The 15,152-nt window shown below is 65.6% G+C and carries 17 protein-coding genes; 13 read left to right on the top strand and 4 right to left on the bottom strand.

The features are described 5' to 3' along the window. Positions 1–89: 89 nt before the first annotated feature. The 7 genes from AAFG13_RS16680 to hemC all read left to right on the top strand — a co-directional run bounded on the left by AAFG13_RS16680 (position 90) and on the right by hemC (position 6,661). Positions 90–1,682, top strand: a complete 1,593-nt coding sequence (locus AAFG13_RS16680) for a flavin monoamine oxidase family protein (protein ID WP_212311537.1) — start codon at positions 90–92, stop codon at positions 1,680–1,682. Further along, complete coding sequence (locus tag AAFG13_RS16675) at positions 1,682–2,089, top strand: cytochrome c (protein WP_249143287.1); 408 nt, start codon at positions 1,682–1,684, stop codon at positions 2,087–2,089. The genes AAFG13_RS16680 and AAFG13_RS16675 overlap by 1 nt, the downstream gene beginning before the upstream one ends. A gap of 20 nt (positions 2,090–2,109) precedes the next feature. After that, positions 2,110–2,598: a Rid family hydrolase gene (locus AAFG13_RS16670; RefSeq protein WP_249131212.1), complete on the top strand. Its 489-nt coding sequence runs from the start codon at positions 2,110–2,112 to the stop codon at positions 2,596–2,598. 130 nt (positions 2,599–2,728) lie between these two features. Further along, complete coding sequence (locus tag AAFG13_RS16665; protein WP_212311536.1) at positions 2,729–4,147, top strand: M20/M25/M40 family metallo-hydrolase; 1,419 nt, start codon at positions 2,729–2,731, stop codon at positions 4,145–4,147. Continuing rightward, on the top strand, positions 4,147–4,965 hold the full coding sequence (locus AAFG13_RS16660) for an aspartate dehydrogenase (protein WP_212311535.1): 819 nt from the start codon (positions 4,147–4,149) through the stop codon (positions 4,963–4,965). Before AAFG13_RS16665 ends, AAFG13_RS16660 begins: the two co-directional genes overlap by 1 nt. After that, entirely contained in the window at positions 4,965–5,585 is a 621-nt protein-coding gene (gene pncA, locus AAFG13_RS16655; RefSeq protein WP_212311534.1) for a bifunctional nicotinamidase/pyrazinamidase, read from the top strand. The genes AAFG13_RS16660 and pncA overlap by 1 nt, the downstream gene beginning before the upstream one ends. Before the next feature lie 65 nt (positions 5,586–5,650). Further along, positions 5,651–6,661, top strand: coding sequence for a hydroxymethylbilane synthase (gene hemC, locus AAFG13_RS16650; protein ID WP_212311533.1), 1,011 nt, complete (start codon positions 5,651–5,653; stop codon positions 6,659–6,661). Positions 6,662–6,670: 9 nt separating this feature from the next. Here hemC and AAFG13_RS16645 read toward each other — a convergent pair whose 3' ends face one another. The 3 genes from AAFG13_RS16645 to AAFG13_RS16635 are packed head-to-tail and all read right to left on the bottom strand — an operon-like array spanning position 6,671 to position 9,215. Further along, on the bottom strand, positions 6,671–7,360 hold the full coding sequence (locus tag AAFG13_RS16645; RefSeq protein WP_342712672.1) for a DUF1045 domain-containing protein: 690 nt from the start codon (positions 7,358–7,360) through the stop codon (positions 6,671–6,673). Between the two features lie 20 nt (positions 7,361–7,380). Next, positions 7,381–8,553: an alpha-D-ribose 1-methylphosphonate 5-triphosphate diphosphatase gene (locus tag AAFG13_RS16640; protein ID WP_342712671.1), complete on the bottom strand. Its 1,173-nt coding sequence runs from the start codon at positions 8,551–8,553 to the stop codon at positions 7,381–7,383. Then, complete coding sequence (locus AAFG13_RS16635; RefSeq protein ID WP_212311530.1) at positions 8,550–9,215, bottom strand: chloramphenicol acetyltransferase; 666 nt, start codon at positions 9,213–9,215, stop codon at positions 8,550–8,552. Before AAFG13_RS16635 ends, AAFG13_RS16640 begins: the two co-directional genes overlap by 4 nt. Before the next feature lie 210 nt (positions 9,216–9,425). Here AAFG13_RS16635 and phnC point away from each other — a divergent pair, with 210 nt between their 5' ends. From phnC to phnE (AAFG13_RS16615), 4 genes are all read left to right on the top strand, one after another. Continuing rightward, positions 9,426–10,241, top strand: coding sequence for a phosphonate ABC transporter ATP-binding protein (phnC, locus tag AAFG13_RS16630; RefSeq protein WP_212311529.1), 816 nt, complete (start codon positions 9,426–9,428; stop codon positions 10,239–10,241). 75 nt (positions 10,242–10,316) lie between these two features. Then, positions 10,317–11,246 (top strand): phosphonate ABC transporter substrate-binding protein, encoded by a 930-nt coding sequence (gene phnD, locus AAFG13_RS16625; RefSeq protein ID WP_092124685.1) that lies wholly within the window; start codon positions 10,317–10,319, stop codon positions 11,244–11,246. Between the two features lie 81 nt (positions 11,247–11,327). Then, complete coding sequence (gene phnE, locus AAFG13_RS16620) at positions 11,328–12,212, top strand: phosphonate ABC transporter, permease protein PhnE (protein WP_173641362.1); 885 nt, start codon at positions 11,328–11,330, stop codon at positions 12,210–12,212. After that, positions 12,209–13,057: a phosphonate ABC transporter, permease protein PhnE gene (gene phnE / locus AAFG13_RS16615; protein WP_342712670.1), complete on the top strand. Its 849-nt coding sequence runs from the start codon at positions 12,209–12,211 to the stop codon at positions 13,055–13,057. Before phnE (AAFG13_RS16620) ends, phnE (AAFG13_RS16615) begins: the two co-directional genes overlap by 4 nt. Before the next feature lie 177 nt (positions 13,058–13,234). Here phnE (AAFG13_RS16615) and phnF read toward each other — a convergent pair whose 3' ends face one another. After that, positions 13,235–13,960, bottom strand: a complete 726-nt coding sequence (gene phnF, locus AAFG13_RS16610; RefSeq protein ID WP_212311527.1) for a phosphonate metabolism transcriptional regulator PhnF — start codon at positions 13,958–13,960, stop codon at positions 13,235–13,237. A 104-nt stretch (positions 13,961–14,064) separates the two neighbouring features. On the opposite strand from phnF, the gene phnG reads away from it, so the two are divergent. Together phnG and phnH are read left to right on the top strand one after the other, a co-directional pair. Beyond that, complete coding sequence (phnG, locus tag AAFG13_RS16605; protein WP_342712669.1) at positions 14,065–14,538, top strand: phosphonate C-P lyase system protein PhnG; 474 nt, start codon at positions 14,065–14,067, stop codon at positions 14,536–14,538. Positions 14,539–14,542: 4 nt separating this feature from the next. Continuing rightward, positions 14,543–15,151, top strand: coding sequence for a phosphonate C-P lyase system protein PhnH (phnH, locus tag AAFG13_RS16600; RefSeq protein ID WP_342712668.1), 609 nt, complete (start codon positions 14,543–14,545; stop codon positions 15,149–15,151). Position 15,152: the final 1 nt, after the last annotated feature.

Raw genomic sequence — 15,152 nt, 5'->3', positions numbered from 1 at the left:
GGCACATGTGTAAGCGCGTACCCTTTCTTGACACGGGTCGCGTCAACCGTTTCCCTTCGCCATCGAAATCGGCGGCTGGGTGAACGCGGGTGCAGAATCAATCTGTGATCAGGCGGCGGGATTTGCTGGCGCTGATCGGGACCATCGCCGGCAGTTCGGCGGTGTATCAGGCGATGACGAGCCTCGGCTTCGCATCCGAGTCCGCCTACAAGGGCCCGCTCAAGCTCACCGGCGACGTGAAGGGCGCTTCGGTGCTGATTCTCGGCGCGGGGCTTGCCGGCATGACGGCGGCGCTGGAGCTGCGCAAGGCCGGCTACAAGGTCCAGATCCTCGAATTCAACAACCGCGCCGGCGGCCGCAACTGGTCGATCCGCGGCGGCGACAGTTTTACCGAGCTCGGCGGCTTCAAGCAGACCTGCCAGTTCGAGCAGGGGCTCTATCTCAATCCCGGCCCGTGGCGGATTCCCTATCATCACCGTGCGCTGCTCGATTACTGCCGCCGGCTGAACGTGACACTGGAACCCTTCATCCAGCTCAACCACAATGCCTATCTGCACGCGACGCGTGCATTCGACGGCAAGCCGCAGCGCTTTCGCAGCATCAAGGCGGATTTCCAGGGAGGCGTGTCGGAGCTGCTCGCGAAAGTCAGCCAGCAGGGCCGGCTCGACGAGTTCGTCAGCAAGGAAGACCAGGAGATCCTGCTGCAGGCACTGCGCGACTGGGGCGCGCTGGATCGCGACTACAAGTACAATGCCAATCTGCGCTCCGCCGACGTCCGCGGCTATGCGCGCGATCCCGGCGGCGGCCTGATGGGCGATCCGCTTCCCAGCGATCCGATCTCGCTGCAGGAGTTGTTGCGGTCGCGGATGTGGCGCTACGTCCAGAGCTTTGCGCACTATGATTTCCAGACCACCATGTTCCAGCCGGTCGGCGGCATGGACATGATCGGCAAGGCGTTCGCGCGCGAGGTCGGCGACCTCATCCGCTATAACGCCAAGGTCACGCAGATCCAGCAGAACGGCTCGGGCGTCACCGTGAGCTTTGTCGACACCGCCAGTCCCTCCGTGGTGCAGCAGGCGACCGCCGACTGGTGCATCTGCACCATTCCGCTGCCGATCCTGAGCCAGCTGCCGATCGACGTCGGCGGGCCGATGAAGAATGCGATCGATTCCTTGCCCTACGCCGCCTCGGTGAAGGTTGGGCTGCAGTTCAAGCGGCGGTTCTGGGAAGAGGATGAGGCGATCTATGGCGGCATCAGCTACACCGACCTGCCGATCCGGAATATCGGCTATCCGAACTATGGCTTCAACCGCAGCGGCCGCGGTGTCCTGCTCGGCGCCTATTTGTATGAGGGCGCCAATTCCTTCGAGTTCACGGCGATGACGCCGGCCGAGCGGGTCGCCAGCGCGGTCGAGTTCGGCGCCAAGATCCATCCGCAGTACAAAAGCGAGTTCGAGAACGGCGTTGCGGTGGCGTGGCATCGGGTGCCGTTCACGCTCGGCTGCGCCGGCGAATGGACCGAAGCCGGGCGGGCGCAGCATTACCGCAATCTCTGCCAGATCGACGGCCGCATCGCGCTGGCGGGCGAGCACGCTTCGCAGCTGCCGGCCTGGCAGGAGGGCGCCATTCTGTCCGCGCTCGACGCCATTACCCGATTGCACGAGCGCGTGGTGAAGACATGATGGTGCGGACAGGAACATCGGTTGTCGCTGCGCTGGCACTGCTGTCGGCGACTGCAGCCCTCGGGCAGGACAGCGGGGTGACCAAGCGCACCTTCTCTTCCGGCTACCGTTTCGTGGAGATGACCGGCGAGGAGCTGTTCGGCAATGTCTGCCAGGGCTGCCACATGCCGGATGCGACGGGCGCAAGCGGCGCCGGCACCTATCCCTCGCTCGCCGGCAACAAGAATCTCGAAACCGGCAGCTATCCGATCTACCTTGTCGTCAACGGCCGCCGCGGCATGCCGGCGTTCGGCGACATGATGACCGATGGTCAGGTCGCCGCTGTTGTGAACTATCTGCGGACGCACTTCGGCAACACCTATCAGGACGCGGTGACGACCAAGGATGTCCAGGACGCCCGCCGCTAACCACTTTGGAGAAGAGTTCGATGAAATTCATCGGTATCGCACTGGGCGCCGCGCTGTCGGTGATGGCGACCGCTGCCTCGGCTGACGTGGTCAGGCATCCGATTCCCAACTCGACCTTCCCGATCGCGCAGGCGGTGACGGTCACCGGCAACACCACGACGGTCTATGTCAGCGGCCAGGTGCCGCCGGTCGCCAACAAGGATGCCGATCCGTCGAGCCCGCAGGCCTATGGCGACACCAAGACCCAGACCGTCGGCGTGTTCAACCGCATCAAGGCCATTCTGGAAGGCCAGGGGCTTGGCATGGGCGACGTCGTCAAGATGCAGGTGTTCCTGGTGCACAGCACGGCTGCGCCGATGGACTTCAAGGCCTTCATGGAGGGCTACACCCAGTTCTTCGGCGGCAGCCAGCCGAACCTGCCGGCGCGCTCGGTGGTCGGCGTCGCCGCGCTCGCCAATCCCGGCTTCCTGGTCGAGATCGAGGTGATTGCGGCCAAGGACACCAAATAAGGACTCCAAATAGCCGGCGCGAAAGCGCGGAGCATGCGCGCGGAAATTGAAGGGCTCGCCGTCTTGCCAAAGCGCGTGCCGCCTGTCTGAATTCATCTCCAATCAGGTGGTGGAATTCCGGGAGAGCACGATGTCGCACAACGCCCGAAACATGGTTCGATCGCTGCAACTCGCGGCAGCGTTCGTTCCGGTCCTGCTCGCGTCCGGCGCGAGCGCGCAGGGACTGACCGAGCAGCAGCAATTTGCTCGCGGCATCTACCAGGAGCTGGTCGAGATCAACACGACCACCGCGACCGGCGATACGCAGAAGGCGGCGGAGGCGATGGGCGCGCGGCTCCGCGCGGCGGGCTTCCCCGAGGGCGACGTGCATGTGTTCTCGCCGGCACCGCACAAGGGCAATCTGGTGGCGCGGCTGCGCGGCTCCGGCGCGCGCAAGCCGATCCTGCTGGTCGCCCATATCGACGTCGTGCCCGCCAACCGCGAGGATTGGTCGGTCGATCCGTTCAAGCTCACCGAGCAGGACGGCTATTTCTACGGCCGCGGCTCGGGCGACGACAAATACATGGCGTCGGCCTTCATCACCAATCTGATCCGCTACAAGAAGGAGGGCTACAAGCCCGATCGTGACATCATCGTCGCGCTCGAGACCGACGAGGAGATCCTCGATTCCAACGGTCTCGGCATGCAGTGGCTGATCAAGAACCACCGCGACCTGATCGACGCCGAGTTCGCGCTCAACGAAGGCGGCGGCGTCGGCCTGAAGAACGGCAAGGCGATCCGCAACAGCGTGCAGACCAGCGAGAAGGTCTCGATCGGCTACCTGCTCACCGTGAAGGATCGCGGTGGCCATAGCTCGCTGCCGCGCAAGGACAATGCGATCTATCGGCTCGCCGAGGGCCTGGTGCGGCTCTCCAAATACGACTTCCCGATGAATCTCAACGAGACCACGCGGATCTATTTCACCAAGACCGCCGAGGTCGACAAGTCGCATGCCGACGATATCAAGGCCATTTTGGCGCCGCAGCCCGATCCGGCGGCGCTGGCGCGATTGTCGGAGAATCCCGGCTACAATGCGCAGCTCCGCACCACCTGCGTCGCGACCATGCTGGAGGGCGGCCACGCCATCAATGCGCTGCCACAGCTGGCAACCGCCAAGGTGAACTGCCGGATCCTGCCCGGCGAGCCGGTCGAAGGCGTTCAGGCGACGATCGAGCGCGTGCTCGCCGACAAGCAGATCGAGGTGACCCCGACCGGCAAAGCCGTGTTGAGCCCGCCGTCACCCTTGAACGAAGAGATCATGGGATCGGTCGAGAAGCTGTCGAAGGAGTTCTGGCCGAATGCCGAAATCGTTCCCGTGATGAGCACCGGTGCCACCGACGGCAGCTATCTGCGCAATGCCGGAATTCCGACCTACGGCCATTCCGGGCTGGGATCCGATGTCGATGACAACCGGGCTCACGGCAAGGACGAGCGCGTGCTCGTCAAATCGTTCTACGAGGGCGAGGAGTATCTCTATCGCCTGGTCAAGATGCTCGCCGGCGGGAAATGATGGCTGACAGCAAGACAAAGACACGTGTTGCGGTCGCAGGCCTCGGCGCGATCGGCACCGACGTCGTCAAGGCGCTCGATCAGGGCATCGAGGGCCTGACGCTGGTTGCGGTGTCAGCGAACAGTCCGGACAAGCACCGCGGCTGGGTCGAAGGGCTCAAGTCTGCGCCGAAGCTGCTGCCGATCGATGAGCTGGCTGAGGTCGCCGACATCGTGGTCGAGTGCGCGCCGAGCAAGCTGGTGCGCTCGATCGTGGCGCCGGTGGTCGCGCGCGGCAAGACCGCGATCGTGCTCAGCGTCGGTGCGCTGTTGCAGAATGAGGACCTGGTCGACCTCGCGAAGGCGCATGGCGGCCAGATCATCGTGCCGACCGGCGCGCTGATCGGGCTCGATGCCGTCACCGCGGCCGCGGTCGGGACCATCCATTCGGCGAAGCTGGTGACGCGGAAGCCGGTCGCGGGCCTCATCGGCGCGCCGCATCTGGTCGAGAACAACATCCGGATCGAGGGCATCACCGAGCCGCTGCGGATCTTCGAGGGCAGCGCGCGCGACGCGGCAAAGGGCTTTCCGGCCAATCTCAACGTCGCGGTGGCGCTGTCGCTCGCTGGCATCGGCCCCGATCGCACAAGGGTCGAGATCTGGGCTGATCCGACGGTGACGCGCAACACCCATCGGATCGAGGTCGATTCCGATTCCGCGCGGTTCTCGATGATGATCGAGAACATCCCCTCGGAGAATCCGAAGACCGGCCGCATCACCGCGCTATCGGTGGTCGCCTGCCTGCGCAAGCTGCGCGCGTCGTTGCGGATCGGGACGTGATGAAGATCGGGCCCGACGATCTCTTCCTGATCATCGACGTGCAGAACGATTTCTGCCCCGGCGGCGCGCTGGCGGTCGCCGACGGCGACGCCGTGGTGCCGGTGGTCAACCGGCTCGCGGCGCGCTTCGACCATGTCGTGCTGACCCAGGACTGGCATCCGGCCGGCCACAGCTCGTTTGCGACCTCGCATCCGGGCGCCGCGCCGTTCTCCTCGATCACCATGGCCTATGGGCCGCAGACGTTGTGGCCGGATCATTGCATCCAGGGCACCGCGGGCGCCGCGTTTCATCCCGAGCTCGCAACCGAGCGGGCCGAGCTCGTGATCCGCAAGGGGTTCCGGGCCGCGATCGATTCCTATTCGGCGTTCTTCGAGAACGACCTGATAACGCCGACCGGGCTCGCCGGCTATCTGCGCGAGCGCGGCCTCAGGCGCGTCGTGATGGCCGGGCTCGCCACTGATTTTTGCGTGCAGTATTCGGCGCTCGATGCGCGGCGGCTCGGCTTCGAGACCGCGGTCGTGCTGCCGGGCTGCCGCGCCATCGATCTCGGCGGTTCGCTTGCTGCCGCCACCGCGGCGATGCGCGAGGCCGGCGTGGCGCTCGTTGAGGAGATTCCCTGAGCGTGGCCGGGCCGGGGCAAAAACCATTGTTTTGACTGGCCTTTTGTTCTAATCCCCAGCCGTTGATGATCACGCGCAGCGGAGCTTTCGTGTCGGGACAGGTTTTGCGGATAGGGACGCGCAAGAGCGCGATGGCGCTCGCGCAGACGGACGAGGTCGCGCGGCTGCTGCGCGCCTCGGCGGGCGACCTTGCCGTCGAGATCGTCAAGTTCGAGACCCGCGGCGACCAGGACCAGACCAGCAAGCTGTTGCGTCACGGCGGCAAGGGCGGCGCCTTCGTCGCCGAGATCCGGGAAGCCATGCGTGCCGGCACGCTGCAGGCGGCGATGCATTCGCTGAAGGACGTGCCGGGCAACGAGGAGACGCCGGGTCTCGTCCTCGCCGCGATGCTGGCGCGCGATGCGGCCAATGACAGCTTGGTGTTGCGGCCGGGCCTGACGCTGGATGCGTTTCGCGCCTCGCGCGGCAAGGGCTTCATGATCGGCACCAATGCCGTGCGCCGTGCCGCCTATCTGCGGAGGCTGTTTCCGGAGGCGACGGTCATTCATTTCCGCGGTGCCGCCGACACGCGAATTGCAAAACTCGATCGCGGCGCCAAGCAGCGGCTGCCCGATGGCGGCGAGGTGGGGCCGGCGGATGCACTGGTGATGGCGCGCTCCGGCCTCGAGCGCATCGGCATGACCGCGCGCATCGCGCATGATTTCTCCGTCGACGAGATGCTGCCGGCGGTCGGCCAGGGCATCGTCGCGGTCGAATGCGTCGCGACCGACTGGGCGACGCGTGCGCGGCTTGCCGGGATCGACGATGCGCCGTCGCGGCTTGCAGCTGAGGCCGAGCGCGAGGTGCTGTGGGTGCTCAACGGCCATTGCAATTCGCCGATCGCCGGCCACGCCACGCTCGCTGGAAACGAGATGACGCTGCGCGCCTCGGTGCTCGACGAGGCCGGTGCCGGCTTCATCGAGGTGACGCGGCGCGGACCGGCGGACCGGCCGCGCGAGCTCGGCCGCGCCGTCGGGATGGAGCTGCTCGCGAAGGGCGCCGCCGAGATCATCGCCCGCACCCGGGTGGACGAGTAGCGTCCGCCGTTACGCTCGCAACGGCCAGCTGCGGATGATGCGGAAGCGAGAAGCTGGATCCGCTTGCCTGAACAGCGCGATGCGGTCGATCGCCAGCCGCGCAAGCTCGATCGCCGCGAACCGCTCGCGCAGCCGCGCCACGATCGGGCCGCGCCGCTCGTCGCTCAGCCGTCCGGTCAGCGTCATGTGGAAGCGGAATTCCTCCATGACATAAGGATAGCCCCAGCGATCGAGATAGTCGCGCTGCCGCTCCGTGAGCCGTTCGGGCTTGCGCCGCGCGCGATCGTCCGGCGTCAGCGGCGCACGGAACGCGTCGAACTCGGTGACGCAATCGGCGGCGAGCTGTTGCAGCTCATCCGAGCGGCTAGCCGGAATCACGGCGATGAAGCCGCTGATGGCATCGACAACAGGTGTGATCACCGGAATGCGCCGCGCGCGGCCGGCGAAGGCGGCGCAGGCGTCGATCAGCTCGGACTCGCTCTTGCCGTCAGCGAGCGCGGTCGGTGCCTTCAGCGTGGCGTGAAAACCGTATTTGCGCGGGTCCTCCGTCACCTCGCGCCAGTCGGGCGCGACGCCATCGGGAAATGGCAGGTCGTCGCCCGACACGGCATCGTAGCCGAGCAGTGTCGAACCGAAGCGGTGCAGGACGCTGTCGGGTGACGGCGCATAATAGATCGCGTAGCGCGGAGTGTTGGCCATGGCGGCAGAACAGGTCCTGACTATGCTGCCGCAACTGTCTTGCGCGGTGCGAGCGAATGAACAAGGCAGCTCGCGTCTGCCAGATGTACCAGCCGTCCGGCTGATATCACGGCGACGATGCGCGGCCGCAGCGGCACCTTGTCGTCGACGACGATGATGTCGGCGCGGCGGCCGCCGGCGATCACGCCGCGATCGGCAAGCCCTGCCGCGCGTGCCGGTGCCGACGAGATCAGGTCCCAGGCCTTCGCAAGCGGCAGGATGCCGTCGGCGGCGAGGCGGAACGCGGCGAGCAGCTGCGCCGGATAATAGTAGTCCGACGCCAGCACCGCGCAGAGGCCCTGTGCGATCATGTCGGATGCCTTGGTCCAGCCGGTGTGGCTGCCGCCGCGCACCACATTGGGCGCGCCGAATATGATGAAGTCGCCGGCGGCGGCGGCGTCGCGCGCGGTCTCCTCATTGACCGGGAATTCAGCGATCGTGGCGCCGAGCGCGCGAAACTCCTGGCGCATCGCCGGGCTGTTGTCGTCATGCGAGAGCATCCGAATGTTCGCCGCGCGCGCAGCGGCCGCCAGTCGCGCGATCGAGGCGGGTACCTCGGGACGGCGCGCCACGATCCGATCGAGCATGTCGTTGACGGCTTCGATGGAGAGCCCGGTGCGTTCGGCGAGCTGGTTGCGCTTCTTCGGCTTGACGTTGCTGTGGTCGTTGAAGGCGAACAGATCGATGCGGCCTTCGCTGAGCCATTGAATGATCTCGGCCTCGGCCTCGAGATTGTGGGTCTCGTGACGCAGGTGGAAGCGTGTATCGGCGGCGAGCTGCGGCCGCAGCGCCTCGATCGCGTCGAGCAGCTTGCGTGCATTCTCCGCACTGCGCAGGCCAGGCTCCCAGGACCAGGTCGTGCCATGGAACACGGTGGTGATGCCGTTGGCGATCGCCTGCCGGTCGCTGTCGATCAGCGCCACGTCGGTCGGGAAGTCGACGCCGGGGCGCGGCATCATCTGCCGCTCGAACGCATCGCCGTGCAGATCGATGATGCCGGGCAGCACCAAGAGGCCGCCGGCATTGATGTGGAGCGCGGCGCGGCCCTGTTCGGCGTCGAGTGCGCCGATGTCGCGGCCGGTAGTGCGCAGCGAGGTCTCGACCAACGCACCGTCAACCAGCGTGCGTCCGCCTTCAATGAAAATGTCCGTCACCTTACGGCGCTCCATTGCTTGCTCTGTGATTGGGATACGGCCTCGGCCTCATACTTGTCGAGGAATTCCTCGACCACGAGTTTGCGGAAGTCGGGCAGGACACGACGAAGTGTTTCGTGATCCCAGTCCCACCACGCGAGCGCTGTCAGGCGATCCGCTGCTGTCTCGGAGAAGCGCCGCTTCACCGGCCGCGCCGGATTACCGGCAACGATGGTGTAGGCGGGCACATCCTTGGTCACGATCGCGCCTGCAGCGACGACAGCGCCGGTTCCGACGTTCCGGCCCGGCAGCAGGATCGCGCCATGACCGATCCAGACGTCATGGCCGATATGCACGTGATGCGCACGTCGCCAGTTGAAGAAATCGGTGTCGTCGCTCTCACCGGGAAAATAGGCGCTGGCGCGGTAGGTGAAATGTGCCTGCGTCGCGCGATGCATCGGGTGGTTGCCGGGATTGATGCGGGTCATCGCCGCGATCGAGCAGAACTTGCCGATCGAGGTGTAGGTGATCTGGCTGTCGTTCACGACGTAGGAATAGTCGTCCATGCTGACTTCAAGCAGGATGGTGCGCGCGCCGACCTCGGTATATTTGCCGAGCTTGCTCTCGCGCACCGACGCAGTCGGGTCGATCGTCGGCACAACCGAGAGTGTTTTTCCGGCCATCAGGGCCTCCGCAAATCTTGTAAATCTTTGGCTTCCGGGGAGATGCGGGCTCGTCATCAGGATGCTTGATGACAACATCATGACGTTGCGATGACGTCAAACGAACGGCAGGGAAGGGGTGTGGACGATCGCCGCACTGCAACGCCACGTCACATAACTGTCAAGCACCGGGGATAGCGATGGCCCAACGCGACGCGGTTGGAGCATTGCATGCTGGTGGTGGAAGGTTTGACGTGCCGGTTCGGCACAAAAGCCGCAGTCGATAACGCATCCTTTTCGATCGCGCCGGGCAGCTTTGTCGGCGTGATCGGCCGCTCCGGTGCCGGCAAGTCGACGCTGCTGCGGATGATCAACCGTCTCGCCGATCCGACCTCCGGCCGTATCCTGTTCGAAGGCACTGACGTGACCGCGCTGCGCGGCAAGGCGCTGCGGCAGTGGCGGGCGCGCTCGGCGATGATCTTCCAGCAATTCAATCTCGTCGGCCGCCTCGATGTGCTGACCAACGTTCTGATGGGCCGGCTCGCCCAGATCCCGTCCTGGCGTTCGCTGGCGCAGGTCTGGCCGGAGCAGGACAGGGCGCTCGCGCTGTCCGCGCTCGAGCAGTTCGACATCGCCCAGCTCGCGGCGCAGCGCGCCGATCAGCTCTCCGGCGGCCAGCAGCAGCGGGTCGCGATTGCCCGCGCGCTGGTGCAGGAACCCGACATCATTCTTGCCGACGAGCCGATCGCCTCGCTCGATCCGCGCAACACCAAGATCGTGATGGACGCGCTGCTGCGCATCAACAAGCATTTCGGCATCACGGTGCTCTGCAACCTGCACTCCCTCGACTTGGCGCGAAGCTATTGCGACCGCCTGATCGGCATGGCGGCGGGGCGCGTGGTGTTCGACGGCGCCCCCGCGGCGCTCACCGACCATATTGCCCGCGAGCTCTACGACCTCGAGGCCAATGACGTCATGGGCGCGGCCCCGATGCCCGCGCCCGACGGCGCAACTGCTCCGGCGCTCGGCACCGCTGCCGCGGCCTGAGCGGCGCATTTTCGAAAAACAGGGCAACCGGGCATTTCGCCCGGCCAACAGGCGTAACTACCAAAGAGGGGTAACATGATCACTCGTCGCATCATTCTGGCCGGCGCCGCCGCGCTGGCGTTTGCAGGATCGGCTTCGGCCGAGGACTGGAAGACCAAGTATCCGGAGATCACCTTCGCGGTGATTCCCGCCGAGAACGGCTCCGGTGTTACCGAGCGCTACGGTCCGCTCACCGAGTATCTGTCGAAGGAACTCGGCATCAAGGTGACCCTGCGCGTCGCCAACGACTACGCGGCCGTCATCGAGGGCCAGCGCGCCGGCAACATCCACATCGGTTACTACGGCCCGGCGTCGTTCGCCCGCGCTCGCCTCACCGGCGTCAAGACCGACGCGTTCGTGATCGACGTCAATGCCGACGGTTCGAAGGGCTATTATTCGGTGTTCTACGTGCTCGCCAAGAGCCCGTACCAGAAGGTCGAAGACCTCAAGGGCAAGAATATCGGCCTGGTCGATCCCAACTCGACCTCCGGCAACAACATGCCGCGTTTCAAGCTGAACCAGATGGGGATCGATCCGGAGACCTACTTCTCCAAGGTCGTCTTCACCGGCAGCCACGAGAACGCCGTGCTGGCGCTGGCGCAGGGCACCGTCGACGTCGCCGCCAATTGGTGGAATGCCGACGACGATTCCAACCTGACCCGCATGCTCGCCAAGAACATGGTGAAGTCGAGCGACGGCACGCCGCTGAAGAAGGAGGACTTCCGTATCATCGTGAAGTCCGACCTGATCATCAACTCGCCCTACGCCTATCTCGAGAGCCTTCCCGACGACATGAAGGCGAAGATCAAGCAGGCCTTCCTCGACATGCCGACGAAGGATCCGGAAGCCTTCAAGAAGCTGTCCGACGGCAAGAACCGTCCATGGCAGCCGGTCACCAACGCCGACTACGACAAGACCATCGAGCTGATCAAGTTCGTCGACGCTCTGCGCAAGAAGGGCTCCTGATCGCGCGTCGCCGCTGAATTGGGCCGGGTTTCGACAACCCGGCCCTTTTCGTTCCTCCCTCGAGCAGACTGGCCCGCATCGATGGCGACCGCCATTTCCATCCTTCCAGCGCAGCAATTGGCGACGCTGAACGATGCCTATCGCAAGGCGGTCGCGCGCAAGCGGCTGAAGGCGACGGTGGCGGCCGCGGTGTTCTGCGCGGCGCTGTTTATCGCGGCGCTCGGCGCCGATGTGAACCTGCACACGTTCTTCACCTATTTCGGCAACTTCGTCAGCTATTTCGACCGCATCCTGACGCTGGATTCCGGTGCCCGGGTCTGGACCGATCCGGTGGAATGGTTCTGGGGCCTGAAGAAATGGTTGCGGCTGCTCGGTGAGACCCTCCTGATCAGCTATGTCGGCACCTTGACCGGTGCCGTGTTTGCCTTTGCGCTGAATTTCTTCGCGGCCCAGAACACCTCGCCGGGACCATGGGTGCGCTTTACCGTCCGTCGCCTGCTCGAATTCGCCCGCACGGTGCCGGGTATCGTGTTCGCGCTGATCTTCGTGATCGCGTTCGGCCTCGGGCCGATGGCCGGCGTGCTGGCGATTGCGATCCACACCACCGGGGCGCTCGGCAAGCTGTTCGCCGAGATCGTCGAGAATGCCGACATGAAGCCGGTCGAGGGCATCCGCTCCACCGGCGCGAGCTGGCTGTCCTGCATGCGCTTTGCCATCCTGCCGCAGGTCTCGGCGGGCTACGCCAGCTATGCGCTGCTGCGCTTCGAGATCAACGTCCGCGAGGCGTCGGTGATGGGCTTCGTCGGCGCCGGCGGCATCGGCCAGGAGCTCGTGGTCGCGATCCGCAAGTTCTATTATTCCGACGTCAGCGCGATCCTCGTCACCATCATCGTCACCGTCTTCATCATCGACATCTCGACCGGCTGGCTGCGCGGCCGGCTGTTCGGCAAGGAGACCCGGCGATGAGCCAGCTGCCGAAGCCGGACACCGCGGACTTGCGTGCGAAATACCCCGGCGTGTTCGAACGCCCCGCGTCGGCGCGGCTGGCGATGCCGGCCACGATCGTGGCGGCGATCGCGATCTTTGCATACGGCCTGGTCGATCTCGACTTCTCGCCGTCCAGGCTGATCTCGGGAATGAGCCAGCTCGGCTGGATCACCATGATGATGATCCCGCCCAATCCCGGCGCGTCGTTCCCGCTCTACATGCAGGCGCTCGGCGAGACGCTGTCGATCGCGCTGCTCGGCACCACGCTTGCGGCGGTGCTGGCGCTGCCGGTCAGCCTCTTGGCGGCGCGCAACATCATCCCCTCGAACCTGATCCGCTTTCCGGTGCGCCGCTTCCTGGATTCGATCCGCGGCGTCGATACGCTGATCTGGGCGCTGGTCTGGATCAACGTCGTCGGTCTCGGCCCGTTCGCCGGCGTGCTGGCGATCATGGTCTCCGACTTCGGCGCGTTCGGAAAGCTGTTCTCGGAGGCGATCGAGGCGGCCGATCGCAAGCAGGTCGAGGGCATCCGCGCCTCCGGCGGCAATGCGTTGCATGAAATCCGCTTCGGGCTGCTGCCGCAGGTGCTGCCTGTGATCGCCGCCCAGGTGCTCTACTTCATCGAGTCGAACACCCGTTCGGCCACCATCATCGGCATCGTCGGCGCCGGCGGCATTGGGCTCCAGCTCGCCGAGCAGATCCGCGTGCTGGAATGGCAGAAGGTGTCGTTCCTGATCCTGATGATCCTGATCGCGGTCGCCGCGATCGATTTCATCTCGAGCAAGCTGCGCTTTGCCATCATCGGCCAAAGGGCGGTGGTGTAGGAGGTCACCTCGCCCCCCGCTTGCGGGGAGAGGTCGGATTGCGCTCGGCGATGCGAAGCATCGTCCGGTGCAATCCGGGTGAGGGGTTTGTCCCCGTACTCACATCTGTCGGATTCGCGGAGGCAGCCCCTCACCCCAACCCTCTCCCCGCAAGAGCGGGGCGAGGGAGCAGAGAGATCAGCTATTCTCGACCAGAAACTCCACGCGTTCGGCGGCGAAGCGCGAGCGCTTGGTCACCAGCGGGCGGTCCAGCATATCGACGTCGGTCGCGTCGACCACCAGCACCGGCCGGCCCAGCGGCAGGTCGAGCCGCGCGGCGTCGGTCGCATCGGCGATCGCCGCGGTGATCCGGGTCGAGGCGCGGTGGTAATCCTTCACGCCGTAGTGCCCGAGCAGCTTCGTCATCGAGCGAACGTCCGCAAACACGCTGCCGGCATCGGGAAACCGCTCGGCCGACAGCCAGGTGGTGGACACGCAGATCGGCGTCCGGTCCGCGAGCCGCACCGCTTCGATCCGGATCAGCGGCGCGCCGATCTTCAAACCCAGCTCGCGCGCGATCTCGCGGTTGGCGACGTCGTTGCCTGCATCGATCAGCTGGCCGCGCGGCTCGTGGCCCCCGGCGCCGACGATCTCCGAGAATCGCGTGCGTGAACGCAGCGGATAGGCAAGGCGCTGGGCTTCGACATAGGTGCCGCTGCCGCGCTCGGCGCGCACCAGGCCGCGCTCCGCCAATGCGGCGAGCGCCCGCCGCACTGTGTGGCGGTTGACCCGGTAAGTCTCGGCGATCTCCATCTCGCCGGGCAGCTTTTCGCCCGCAGCAAAGCGGCCGTCGGCGATGCCGCGCTCGATGCCGTCAGCGACCTGCCGCCACAAGGCGACGCCGGAACTTTCCTGCATGCTCATGGCGCGGTGATACCAGAAATCTTCGGTTTGTCACGAAACAGTCATGGCGCTCGGCTATCAAGTTGTCTAGTATCATAGACAACTTGATGCAAGCAAGGTTGCCCATGAATTCAACCACGAATTCGACCGGACCGGACAGCAAACAGGCCCAGCGCAAGGCCGCGATGACGGTGCTGGCGCACTCCGCCGCGGCCGACATCGCAGGCAGGCTGGCGGCGATCGCGGTGCCCAGCCACGAGAACCTGCGCGAGCCGGAGAACGGCCTCGTGATGATGCGCGGGCGGATCGGCGGTGACGGTGCGCCGTTCAACCTCGGCGAGGCGACGGTATCGCGCGCGGCGGTGCGGCTTGCGACCGGCGAAGTCGGCTTCGGCTACACGCTCGGCCGCGATGCGCACAAGGCGCAGATGATCGCGCTATGCGACGCCATGGTGCAGTCGGCGGAATTGTCCGGCGAGGTGGAGGCCAAGGTGATCGCGCCGCTGCGGGTCGCGATGAACGCCGAACGCGCCCGCAAGGCCGCCGAGACCGCGGCGACGCGGGTTGATTTCTACACCATGGTGCGCGGTGAAGGGTGATGCAATGACGACGATTGCCGAAATGCCCGCAGGGTTTGCCGACAAGGTGCTGTCGGCGCAATCCACATTCCGCTCCGTGATGGATGCGATGGCGCGCCCGGGCAGCGTGCAGCGCGTCGCCGCGAGCGTCGGAACACCCGCCGGGATGATGCGCGGCGCGGCCGCGATCGCGCTGACGCTGTTCGATCACGACACGCCGATCTGGCTCGATGCCGCGATGTCGGCGACGCCTGATGTCGCCCGCTGGCTGAAGTTTCACGCCAGCGCGCCGGTGATCGCCGATCCCTCGATCGCGAGCTTCGCGCTGATCGGCGATGCCGCAAACCTGCCGGTGCTGGAGCGATTCGCGTTCGGCAGCAGCGAATATCCTGACCGGTCGACCACGCTGATCCTGCAGATCGACAGCCTGACGCAGGGGCCGGCCTTCGAGCTGAAGGGTCCCGGCATCGACGGCAGCGCGATGTTGCAGGCGATGATCAAGCCGCGCGACCTGTTCCAGCGGCTGGCGATCAATGAAGCGCTGTTCCCGCGCGGCATCGACGTCGTGCTGGTCCATGACGACAAGATTGTCGCGATCCCGCGCACCACGCGGCTGATCGCAAGCGGAGTGTGAG

The sequence above is a fragment of the Bradyrhizobium sp. B124 genome (genome assembly GCF_038967635.1).
Lineage (GTDB): Bacteria > Pseudomonadota > Alphaproteobacteria > Rhizobiales > Xanthobacteraceae > Bradyrhizobium.
Note: the sequence above shows the minus strand (reverse complement) of the source record. Positions and strands in the feature narration are given on the sequence as shown.

What these genes read in the sequence shown, in the direction of transcription:
- AAFG13_RS16675 (WP_249143287.1), top strand. Translation starts at nt 1,682, where the DNA reads ATGGTGCGGACAGGAACATCGGTTGTCGCTGCGCTGGCACTGCTGTCG.
- AAFG13_RS16670 (WP_249131212.1), top strand. Translation starts at nt 2,110, where the DNA reads ATGAAATTCATCGGTATCGCACTGGGCGCCGCGCTGTCGGTGATGGCG.
- AAFG13_RS16665 (WP_212311536.1), top strand. Translation starts at nt 2,729, where the DNA reads ATGTCGCACAACGCCCGAAACATGGTTCGATCGCTGCAACTCGCGGCA.
- AAFG13_RS16660 (WP_212311535.1), top strand. Translation starts at nt 4,147, where the DNA reads ATGGCTGACAGCAAGACAAAGACACGTGTTGCGGTCGCAGGCCTCGGC.
- pncA (WP_212311534.1), top strand. Translation starts at nt 4,965, where the DNA reads ATGAAGATCGGGCCCGACGATCTCTTCCTGATCATCGACGTGCAGAAC.
- hemC (WP_212311533.1), top strand. Translation starts at nt 5,651, where the DNA reads ATGATCACGCGCAGCGGAGCTTTCGTGTCGGGACAGGTTTTGCGGATA.
- AAFG13_RS16645 (WP_342712672.1), bottom strand. Translation starts at nt 7,360, where the DNA reads ATGGCCAACACTCCGCGCTACGCGATCTATTATGCGCCGTCACCCGAC.
- AAFG13_RS16635 (WP_212311530.1), bottom strand. Translation starts at nt 9,215, where the DNA reads ATGGCCGGAAAAACACTCTCGGTTGTGCCGACGATCGACCCGACTGCG.
- phnC (WP_212311529.1), top strand. Translation starts at nt 9,426, where the DNA reads ATGCTGGTGGTGGAAGGTTTGACGTGCCGGTTCGGCACAAAAGCCGCA.
- phnD (WP_092124685.1), top strand. Translation starts at nt 10,317, where the DNA reads ATGATCACTCGTCGCATCATTCTGGCCGGCGCCGCCGCGCTGGCGTTT.
- phnE (WP_173641362.1), top strand. Translation starts at nt 11,328, where the DNA reads ATGGCGACCGCCATTTCCATCCTTCCAGCGCAGCAATTGGCGACGCTG.
- phnE (WP_342712670.1), top strand. Translation starts at nt 12,209, where the DNA reads ATGAGCCAGCTGCCGAAGCCGGACACCGCGGACTTGCGTGCGAAATAC.
- phnF (WP_212311527.1), bottom strand. Translation starts at nt 13,960, where the DNA reads ATGAGCATGCAGGAAAGTTCCGGCGTCGCCTTGTGGCGGCAGGTCGCT.
- phnG (WP_342712669.1), top strand. Translation starts at nt 14,065, where the DNA reads ATGAATTCAACCACGAATTCGACCGGACCGGACAGCAAACAGGCCCAG.
- phnH (WP_342712668.1), top strand. Translation starts at nt 14,543, where the DNA reads ATGACGACGATTGCCGAAATGCCCGCAGGGTTTGCCGACAAGGTGCTG.